The sequence below is a fragment of the Telmatospirillum sp. J64-1 genome (assembly GCF_006980715.1).
In the GTDB taxonomy this organism is placed as follows: Bacteria; Pseudomonadota; Alphaproteobacteria; order Rhodospirillales; family Magnetospirillaceae; genus Oleiliquidispirillum; species Oleiliquidispirillum nitrogeniifigens.
Map to the genome: position 1 here is coordinate 1 of NZ_SBHN01000047.1, position 9,671 is coordinate 9,671.

Annotated in this window: 13 protein-coding genes; all 13 read left to right on the forward strand. The window is 65.6% G+C overall.

Annotation, left to right across the window (positions count from 1 at the left end; translation table 11 throughout):
- Positions 1-304: 304 nt before the first annotated feature.
- The 13 genes from EPD66_RS23210 (at position 305) to EPD66_RS23270 (ending at position 9,595) form a co-directional block, all read left to right on the forward strand.
- Entirely contained in the window at positions 305-751 is a 447-nt protein-coding gene (locus tag EPD66_RS23210) for a cell wall hydrolase (RefSeq protein WP_142850946.1), read from the forward strand.
- A gap of 9 nt (positions 752-760) precedes the next feature.
- Positions 761-1,297, forward strand: coding sequence for a hypothetical protein (locus tag EPD66_RS23215; protein WP_142850947.1), 537 nt, complete (start codon positions 761-763; stop codon positions 1,295-1,297).
- On the forward strand, positions 1,297-1,503 hold the full coding sequence (locus EPD66_RS23220; RefSeq protein WP_142850948.1) for a hypothetical protein: 207 nt from the start codon (positions 1,297-1,299) through the stop codon (positions 1,501-1,503). Before EPD66_RS23215 ends, EPD66_RS23220 begins: the two co-directional genes overlap by 1 nt.
- Positions 1,500-1,841 (forward strand): Mor transcription activator family protein, encoded by a 342-nt coding sequence (locus tag EPD66_RS23225; RefSeq protein ID WP_142850949.1) that lies wholly within the window; start codon positions 1,500-1,502, stop codon positions 1,839-1,841. Before EPD66_RS23220 ends, EPD66_RS23225 begins: the two co-directional genes overlap by 4 nt.
- Positions 1,842-1,921: 80 nt before the next feature.
- A complete protein-coding gene (locus EPD66_RS23230; protein WP_142850950.1) occupies positions 1,922-2,293 on the forward strand; it encodes a hypothetical protein in 372 nt (123 codons plus the stop codon).
- Positions 2,294-2,608 carry an ArsR family transcriptional regulator gene (locus EPD66_RS23235; protein WP_142850951.1) on the forward strand — a complete coding sequence of 105 codons (315 nt, stop codon included), beginning with the start codon at positions 2,294-2,296 and terminating at the stop codon, positions 2,606-2,608.
- 4 nt (positions 2,609-2,612) lie between these two features.
- Positions 2,613-3,191, forward strand: coding sequence for a phage protein Gp27 family protein (locus tag EPD66_RS23240; protein ID WP_142850952.1), 579 nt, complete (start codon positions 2,613-2,615; stop codon positions 3,189-3,191).
- Positions 3,188-4,654, forward strand: a complete 1,467-nt coding sequence (locus tag EPD66_RS23245) for a terminase large subunit domain-containing protein (RefSeq protein WP_185961590.1) — start codon at positions 3,188-3,190, stop codon at positions 4,652-4,654. The genes EPD66_RS23240 and EPD66_RS23245 overlap by 4 nt, the downstream gene beginning before the upstream one ends.
- Positions 4,651-6,039, forward strand: coding sequence for a DUF1073 domain-containing protein (locus EPD66_RS23250; protein ID WP_142850954.1), 1,389 nt, complete (start codon positions 4,651-4,653; stop codon positions 6,037-6,039). The genes EPD66_RS23245 and EPD66_RS23250 overlap by 4 nt, the downstream gene beginning before the upstream one ends.
- Positions 6,023-7,336, forward strand: coding sequence for a phage minor head protein (locus EPD66_RS23255; RefSeq protein WP_221931094.1), 1,314 nt, complete (start codon positions 6,023-6,025; stop codon positions 7,334-7,336). Before EPD66_RS23250 ends, EPD66_RS23255 begins: the two co-directional genes overlap by 17 nt.
- A 2-nt stretch (positions 7,337-7,338) precedes the next feature.
- Positions 7,339-7,602, forward strand: coding sequence for a hypothetical protein (locus tag EPD66_RS23260; RefSeq protein WP_142850955.1), 264 nt, complete (start codon positions 7,339-7,341; stop codon positions 7,600-7,602).
- Positions 7,603-7,855: 253 nt separating this feature from the next.
- Positions 7,856-9,130, forward strand: coding sequence for a DUF2213 domain-containing protein (locus tag EPD66_RS23265; protein ID WP_185961591.1), 1,275 nt, complete (start codon positions 7,856-7,858; stop codon positions 9,128-9,130).
- A 6-nt stretch (positions 9,131-9,136) separates the two neighbouring features.
- The gene (locus EPD66_RS23270; RefSeq protein WP_142850957.1) at positions 9,137-9,595 is read left to right on the forward strand and encodes a hypothetical protein; all 459 of its coding nucleotides are present in this window, start codon (positions 9,137-9,139) and stop codon (positions 9,593-9,595) included.
- The last annotated feature ends 76 nt before the right edge of the window (positions 9,596-9,671 follow it).

Genomic DNA, 9,671 nt, shown 5'->3' on the forward strand with positions numbered 1-9,671 from the left:
AAAGGATCGTTCAAACGGCTTTTGAAGGCCGAGATCTTGAACGCCAAGGGCAGCACGCGCAGCATCGCCTTGCGCGTCGGCTGCACCCAACGCTATGTCAAGAAGCTACGGCAGGCCACCCGGCGCGACGGCGCTGAGACCGACACCGAAGAACAGGCCGACCTCTTCGGCGGTTGACAGGCGATGTTGCCGCCTTGATCATCGCCGCGTCTGCTGCCGCCTAGGTGGTACGGGTGAACTGTTCACCCTGAGAGGCAATCTCTAGCGCCTCTACCCTCGCGAGAACACCAACCGCGAGGGCATCATGCAGACGATCATCACGGCATCCGCTGCCGACCTCGACATTTTGGCGCGCACACTCTACGGCGAGGCGCGGGGCGAAGGCCTCAACGGCATGACCGCCGTCGCGCATGTCATCCTCAATCGGGCCAAGCGCCGTAAATGGTACGGCCGCTGCGCCGGCCTGCCCGACCATTCGATTTCGGCCGTCTGCCGCTGCCCTTGGCAGTTCAGCTGCTGGAATCCCGATGATCCCAATCGGGCGAAGCTACTTGCTGCCGACCTGTCTGACCCGGCCTACCGCTGGGCGATGCTGGTCGCCTGCGCCGTGGTCAACGGCGCGGCGGGCTTTGGCGACGCCACCCAGGGCGCCGACCACTATCACTCCAGATCCGTGTCGCCCGCCTGGGCGGCAGGCCGCAAGCCCGTGGTTTCCATCGGGGGGCATCTTTTCTACAACGACATTCCGTGAGGCCCGACAATGCTCAACGGTTATAAAACCATCATCGCCAACATCTTGATGGTGAGCCTCGGGCTGATCGGCGTGAAGGTGGATCAGGCGCTGGCCATGCAATATGCCGACGCCTTCGTCCTGCTCTGGGGTTTGATCAACCTGATCCTGCGGGCGGTCACCTCTGCCCCGATCTTCAACCGCAAGAAGCCGCCCACCGTCACGTCTTCGATCCTGGCCTTGGGCCTGCTGGTGCCGCTGCTGACCATCGGCCTCTCGGCCTGTGCCACGCCCAAAGCCCAGACCCTGGAGCAACGGGTCTGGGCCTTGGAAGCGGATTTCCAGTTTGCCCAACGGGCAGCTTTGGCAGCCATCCAGTCGGGCAGCCTCTCGGCCAATACTCAGGCGCATATCCGTCGCCTGGAAGCCATCGCCTACGCCTCGGTCTCGGCTGCGCGCGAGGCCGCACGCAAGGGCGAGGATGTGGGCCTGCCGGCCGCCCTGGCGGCGGCGCGGGAGGCGGTGGAAGCGCTCTCCGACTACCTGCACCACGGGGGAGAAATTTAATGGACAAGCTGCTGCTGGCCCAGCTGCTGCTGATGGGCCTGAACATCGCCGATGCCGCCGCGCGAGGTGTTTCCGCCGCAGTCCAGGCGCGCAAGGACATCGAAACGATGGTGCGGGAGCGCCGAAATCCGACGCCCGAGGAGTGGGACCGCCTCGCGGCGGTGTCGGATGAGTTGCACGCGCAAATCCAGGGGGAGCGATCATGAGCCGGCAACGGTCGCGCGAACTGATCGAGGAAGTCCGCTCCGCCCTTGCCGAGTTTGCCAGCGAGGAGATGGCCAAGGGCGGCGCGGATGCAGCGCAGCGCCTGGCGCAACGCTTCGCCGACTGGCTGACCGATTGCTGGGGCGGCCAGCAGCTGTATTTCCCCATGGATCTGGCGCGGCGCAACGCGCGCATCTACGAAGAGTTCACGGGGGGCAACCACGCCGAGTTGGCCGAGAAGTATCATATGAGCGTCAATACCGTGTACGCCATCCTCAGGGATGAGCGCGCCCGCCGCCAGCCCGGCCTGTTCGATTTCGAGGCCGAAAGCTCTCTTTGAAGATGGTTTTTAAGGGGCGTTAATCGCCTCTCCCATGCCCCACCGGGCAGGATATCACTCCGAAAAATGAAGGTGCAGAGATGGTGGAAGAGCTGTTGCGGTGGGGCTGGGCGCTGGCAATCGCCACCAACTTGCTGTTGGTCTGGATCGGTTGGTCGCTACGGCAACAATTCGTCCCGCGCCGAGAATTCGATAATGCCCTGAAGGACCTCCAGGGGCAGTTATCCGGAGCGTTGGCCGTCGCCGCCGAAGAACGGCAGAAGGCGTCCGCGCGCCTGACCCGAATCGAAGAGCGCCAAGCGGCCGCCCCCTCCCACCAGGATCTAACCCGAATCCATGAACGCCTGGATCGCATTGCCGATGTAACCGGCCGGTTGGAAGGCGCGCTGAAGCCGCTTGATCGCCTGACCATCCTGCTGACCCAGGCCCAGCTTGATAAGGAGCGCGCTTAGATGAGCTTAAGCCGCATCATGCAAGAGGACCGCCGCCTCTGTGTCCTCCGGCTGCTGCATGAAGACAGCGATTACAGTCTCAACAGCAGCCTTCTGGGCAAGGCGCTGGCTGCTTACGGCCACGGCATCAGCGGCGATCAGCTGCGCACCGATTTGGCATGGCTGGCCGAGCAGGACCTGATTACCCTTCAGGATCTTCCGCGTCCTGGCGGTCGAGATCCGCTCCAGGTTGCCACTCTGACCGGACGCGGCGCCGACGTCGCCGAGGGCCGCGCCAAAGTGCCCGGTGTCGCGCGTCCCACGCCGGGACATTGACATCATGGCCGGTCACGACAAACCCGCCGGCAACCCCCACGGTAACCGCAGCGCTATCGAAATGGCGCTGTCTCCCTCCGACAAGACGGAGTTTGACCGACTGCTGGGGACTGGGCGCCTGACCCTGGATGGGCTGGTCCTGTGGCTGGAGGGTAAGGGCTACGAGATCAGCCGCTCAAGCGTGCACCGCTATAAGGGCCGGTTTGACCGCATGGCTGCCCGCCTGCGTCAGTCGCGCGAGGTTACTCAGGCGCTGGCCCGGGAACTCGGCGATGCTGCGGAGCAAGGTCAGCAAGGCCGTGTGCTGGTCGAGATGGCCCGGACCTTGGTGTTCGACATGATGGATAGTCTGCCCGAGAACGCCCAACTCGATCCCAAGGATATCGCTCTGCTCGGCAAAGGCTTGGCAGAGATGGCCAAGGCCGCCCGCATGGATCAGGACTTCGAGACCAAGGTCGAGGAGGCGCGTGCCAAGGCCAAGCGTGATGCGGCGAGCACTGCCGCCACTGCCGCCCGAGCCGCCGGCCTGACCGATGAACTGGCACGGCAGATTGAGGCGAAGATCCTGGGCGTCGAATCGTGACAGGAATTGCCCCTGGCAGGGGTGTCTTTCTTACCTTTCAACAGGAGCTTCTGGCCTCCGTTTCCGCCCATGCGGTTACGGTCGTCGAGAAGTCCCGCCGCACCGGCTATTCCTGGGCGGCCGCCGCCATCGCCGCCTTGTGGGCCGGCCGCGCCAAGTCGGCCGGCGGCATGGATGTATTCTACATGGGCTATAACCTGGAGATGGCCAGGGAGTTCATCGAATACGTGGCGGAATGGGCCAAGGCGTTTGATCTTGCCGCCGGTGCCGCCGGCGAATTCTTCTTTCCCGACCCCGCCAATCCCGACAAGACCATCCAGGCCTTCCGTATCACCTTTGCCAGCGGTTTCAAAGTGGTGGCGCTGCCCTCGGTGGCGCGTGCCCTGCGAGGCATGCAGGGCTTGGTCATCATCGACGAGGCGGCCTTCCACGACGACCTGGCCGAGGTGCTCAAGGCGGCCTTCGCCCTGCTGATCTGGGGCGGCAAAGTGCTGGTCATCAGCACCCACAATGGCGAGGGCAATGCCTTCAACACCCTGATCGAGGAAGTGCGCGCCGGGCGCAAGCCCTACAACCTGCTGCGCTGCACCTTCGACGATGCTCTTGCCGATGGTCTGTACCGGCGTGTTTGCCAGAAGCTGGGCAAGGAATGGTCGCCCGAGGATGAAGCGGCTTGGCGCGAGAATATCATTGCACAGTATGGCGATGCGGCCGACGAAGAACTGTTCTGCGTGCCGAGCAAAGGCGGCGGGGCTTATTTCCCCATGCCGCTGGTCGAGATCTGCGCGAGCGCCGAGGTGCCGGTCCTGCGCCTGGCGCTGCCCGAAAGCTTTGCCGCCTTGTCGGCGCATCTGCGCGAGGCCGAAGTCAATGACTGGCTGGAGACCCATGTTGCACCGCATCTGGGGCGGCTGAGTCGCACAGCGACCAGCTTCGCCGGCCAGGACTTTGCGCGCCATGGCGATCTTTCGGTCCTGTGGCCTCTGCAGATTGCCTCTTCAATGGCGCGGGACACTCCATTCGTCATCGAGATGCGCCGCGTACCGTTCGAGCAGCAACGCCAAATCCTGTTCTGGCTGCTGGATCGCCTGCCCAACTTCTCCGGCGCCGCTTTGGATGCCGGCGGCAATGGTGCCTACCTCGCCGAAGTTGCTTGGCAACGCTACGGCGACCGCATAGCCCAGGTGAAGTTCACCGCCGATTGGTATCGGGAAAACATGCCGCCTTTGAAGGCGGCCTTTGAGGACCAGGCCGTCGTCATCCCCAAGGACCGCGACATCATCGACGACCTGCGCATGGTACGCACCGTGGGAGGGGTTGCGCGCGTGCCTGACCTGCGCCGCGCCGATACCAGCGGTGCCAAGGGCGAAAAGCGCCACGGCGATGCCGCCATCGCTCTCGCCCTGGCCTATTTCGCCAGCCGTAACTACAACTCCTTGGCTATTTGGGAGGCCCTCGCATGAGCCGCCGCCGCCGTCGCAACGTCGCCCGCGTCCAGGATGGGTTTGAAAATATCGTCGCCCGTGTCGGACTGGGGCAGAAGAACCTGCTGGCGCAATCTGGCTATAGGCGCTCCAGGGGCCTGGACCGCGCCGAGCTTGAGGAAATGTACCGCTCCTCTTGGGTAGTCGGCCGCATGGTCGAGGTCGTCGCCGAGGACATGGTCCGCGCCGGCATCTCGATCCAGACTCAGATGCCGCCTGAACAGGTAGACGAACTGCACCGCGCTTGGCAGGCCGCCGGCATTCCCGGTCGGCTTGCCGACGCGATCAAATGGGCGCGGCTCTACGGCGGCGCCATCGCGGTCCTGCTGATCGATGGGCAGGATCTGGCAACGCCCCTGGAACTGGACTCGGTTGGCCAGGGTGCCTTCAGGGGCTTGGCGGTGCTTGACCGCCATCAGGTCACGCCCAGCCAGCGGCGCATCACCGAGCTGGGGCCGATGCTGGGCTATCCGGCCGGCTACAGGGTCTATGGCGATAACGGGTTGGAGGGCCAGTTCATCCACCATTCCCGCGCCCTGCGCTTCGTCGGCATTGAGTTGCCCCACCAGCTGCGGCTGACCGAACAGGGCTGGGGCGCCAGCGTGGTCGAGCGGGTGCTCGACCGTATCCTTGCGCTGGATAGCGCCACTTACGGCAGCGCCAACCTGATGCTCAAGAGCTTCTTGCGCGTCATCCAGGTCAAGGATCTGCGCCGCATCCTGGCCCAGGGCGGGCCGGCCGAGAAGGCCCTGACCAAGATGATGGCCATGATCGGCGAGTTGCAATCCAATGAGGGGCTGACCCTGCTGGATGCCGAGGATTCCTTCGCCACCCATAATTGGAGCTTCGCCGGCGTCTATGATGCGTTGCAGGCCTTCGCCGAGCAGATCAGCGGCGCCACCGGCATTCCGCTGATCCGCCTGCTGGGTCAGTCTCCCAAAGGATTTTCCACCGGCGATGCCGACCTTCAGACCTATTACGAGACCATCCTGACCGCCCAGGAGGACGATCTGCGCGGGCCGGTCGCGCTGTTGCTGTCGGTGCTGGCGCGGTCGCTCTGGGGCACGGCCCCGCCTGATGGCCTGTCCTTCACCTTCAATCCCCTGGCCGCGCCCTCGGCCCTGGAGAAGAGCCAGATCGCCACGGCCGACGCCCAGGCGGTGGCGGCCCTGTTCGGCGCCGGCATCATCGACGAAGCCCAGGCTTTGGGCGAGTTGCGCGACACCGGCCGCCTGACCGGGCGCTTCGTCCATATCCGCGACGAGGACATCGAGGCCGCACGCGCGGCGAGCGAGGCGCCGCCGATTGACGAATTAACGCCGTCCGAGCCTGCCCTTGAGGACCAGGATGCACCGCAAGGCTGACCGGCCAGGGACCGTGCCGGCCGAAGCGCCGCTCCCCCCCAATAAGCCTTGGGAGGGCCTGCGCTGGTCCTGGAAGGATGCCGCCGGCCAGGGCGAGGGTTTTTCGCCGTCACGCGCCGAAGAGCGGCGCTATGCCCGCAAGCTCAAATCGGTGGCCGGCCGTGTGCGTCAGATCGCTGCCGGCACCGGCGAAGCCGGTCAGAAGATCGCACAGTTGCGCGCTTACGCCGAAACCGTCGGCCCCTGGGCCGAGCAGGCCGCTGCAACCATGCTGTCGGCCGTCAATCGCAAGAACGCCAAGGCCTGGGAGCGCCAGGCCGCCGGCATCGGCGCCGGCCTGCGCGACCGGCTTGCCGAGGCGGTCAATGGCACCACACTCCGCCAGCTGATCGACGCCAACACCACCTTGATCAAGAGCTTGCCCGCGGAGGCGGCCGACAAGATCGGCGAGTATACCGCCAAGGCCCTGAGTTCCGGCCAGCGGGCCGAGACACTGGCCCGCAAGATCCAGGGCCTGGGCGACATCGCCGAGCACCGCGCTCAGACCATCGCCCGGACCGAGATCAGCAAGGCCGGCGCCGCGCTGACCCGCGAGCGCGCCAGGGCCGTGGGCAGTGAGGGCTATATCTGGCGCACCTCGCGTGACGGCGCCGTGCGCGACAGCCATGCCGCCATGGAGGGCCAGTTCGTGCCCTGGACACGGCCGCCGACGCTAGACGGCATGACCGGCCACGCCGGGGAATTCCCCAATTGCCGCTGCTATGCCGAGCCGGTGATCCCGATGCCGCGCGGCGGCAACGACTTTCCCTCGCCGCTGCCGGTGGCCGAGGAAGTGGCGGAAGATCCGCAACGCGGCCTGCTGTCGCGCTGGGAGCAGGATAATGTCGAGATCGTGCCTCATGAGGGTGACGAGCCCTTGCCGGGCGCCGCCAGTGCCAACATTTCCCTCTCCAAGCTGGCCGATTACGTTCTTGATCCGACCCATGAGAAGGGCAAGGGCCGACTGTTCCGGGCCGCTTTGGGGCTGGAGCCGAGGCATGCCGAGGAACTGCGTGCGCAGATCCTCGCCGCTCTGCCGTCCGCCTCCGCGCGCCGTCAGGTGTCGGGTGTGGGATCAGTGGGGACGGATATGTACGGGGAGCGCTTCCGCGCGGTAATCCCGGTCACCGGCCCCAACGGACGAACAATGGACGTGGTAACGGCATGGATTTATGATCGCCAGCAGGGACGGCAAGCGGCCGTTCCGCGTCTGGTCTCGGCTTTTCCGGCCGAGCGGGCACCGAAGAGGCAGGGATAGCCATGGCACGTCTATACGAGGAAGGGGATTGGGTCCGGCTCCGCGAAGCCGTGCGCGCCTATTCTTGGGACGGGACGGCGCACGTCCTGCAGCCCGGCATCGAGGGCCAGGTCATCATCGGCACGGAGGCCCATCCCGGTCGCCAAATCGTCGAATTTCCCCTGGTGGACCTCGATGCCGAGGGCACGCCCAAGGATCTGCCGATCTTCGTCGAAGCGGACCTGCTGGACGCCCAACTGGAGCCCGCAGCGTCTGGCGGAAACTGATAAGCGGTTTTAAGGCCCTCTGAGGCGTCCTCCCGACCTCTCCGCCCCGATGCTCCGCCCCGCCGCCTCCCGCGCATCCTGACCCGTTCAATACCCGTTCAACGGCGGTCTTGACGAGGTTTCGTCCGAATGGGCTAGAGCACCCGCCCAAAAGGGACGGAATGCCTCCCTTTTTAAATCCCAACACCCGTTAAAAGCCCCCGCCGCGCAGGCGGCGATAGGCTGGCCTCCAGTCATTACAGGAGCGCCGCCTTTGGCCCGTTTTCTTGTCGCCGCCGAACTGTCCGACCGCCAGCATGAAACGCCGGAAGGCTTTCTGCTGTGCCGGGACGTGGCCATCGCGCGGACCGGCTATCTCGAATACCTGCCCGAGGAAGTGCCGATCACTCCGGCCGAAGGGGCGACGATCACCACCGTTTATCGCTTGGCCGAGGATCTGTTCGCTCCGGCGGCCCTGGCCAGCTTCGAGGGCAAACCCTTTGTGCTGGGCCATCCGGAAGAAGGTGTGCGCCCCGATAACTGGCGCGACCTGGCCTGTGGCCATCTGCAAAACGTCCGCCGAGGCGTCGGCCCGGAAAGCGACCTGATGCTGGCTGACATCCTGGTCACCGATGCGGCGGCCATCGCGGCGATCCGCAAGGACGGCCTGCGCGAGGTCAGCTGCGGCTATGACGCAGAATATCAGGAAATCGCCCCCGGTGTGGGGCGGCAAAGCAACATCCGGGGCAACCACGTCGCCCTGGTGGAGGCGGGCCGCTGCGGCCCGCGATGTGCAATCAAGGATGAGGACAGCATGAAGAAGGCCAAGCGGAGCCTGCTGGGGATGATCCTCGGCAACCCCAAACTGAAAAGCACCATCGACGCCGATCCCAAGGTCCGCCAGGCGCTGGATGAGGCCATCGCCGAAGAGGTGAAGGACCAGGAGCAACAAGAGCCCCCCCAGCCCATTACCGACGAAGAGGAAAGCCAGCGCGATGAAGCGCGGCGCGTCGGCGACGAGTTGGGCGAGATCAAGCTGCTTTTGCGCTCGGTTCTGGAAAAGCTCGACGGTGGCACCGGCGATTCCGAACCCGAAGAAGGCGCGGCGACCGATGCCGAGCCGGAGACCCTGGACGAGGGCCAGCCGGAAACCGAACAGAAAACCAGCGACCGCCGCCCGGTTGCTCGTGCCGCCCGCGTGGCGGATGCGGCCATCCTGCGCGATGCCGCGATCCTGGCGCCCTCCCTGGCGGTCGCCATCGGCGACGAGGCTCCTTTGGTCAAGCGGATGGCGCTGCGCGCCGCCATGAAGGATGCCGCCATCAATCGCGTGGTCACCGCCGCCCTGGCCGGCGGAACCCTGGATACCGCACGCGGTGCTGTTCTCGATGGCGCCTTCGCCGCCGCCGTCGAAGTGGCCCGCGCCCGTGCCAACACCCGCACCGCCGATGCCCTGGCCGGTGGTGGCCGGCCGCCTGCGCCCGTGCGTGATCACGACACGCCGGCGGGCCTCAACAAGCTGTTCGCCGAACATCGCAAGAAGGGATAAGCCCTCATGACCGTCTACCTCTATGCCATGCCGGCGGGCTTTCCCGGCAACGTCACCCGTCGCGCGGAAAGCACCCTGGAGCCGGTACTGCTCGCCACCGAGACCCCGCATGGCGCGCCGCTAACGCTCGATACCGAGGGCAAGGCGGTTCCCACCACCGAGGCTGATGAGGTCTCCGCCTGGCTGGTGCGGCCCTATCCTACGACCGGTGTCGGGAGCGACGGCAATTCCGCCCCGGCCGGCACCATCCAGGACCGCCTGCTGCGCGGCTACATCTCGGTGCGGCTGTCGGCCGCCGAAACGCAGACCGCCGTCAAGGGCGCACCGGTGTGCCTGATCGCCGAAGCCGGGAATGGCTTTGCCGTCGGCGACTTGGCCGTCTCGGCCGGAGATCCCATCCCCGGCGCCGTCTTCATGGGTCCCCAGGACTCCGACGGCAACGCCGAAATCGCCTTCAATCTCTAAGGAGCAGCCTCCTTATGTACACCTTCGATCACCGCACCCGAGACAGTGCCGGCGCCTTCTTGGTTGGCGAGCTGGA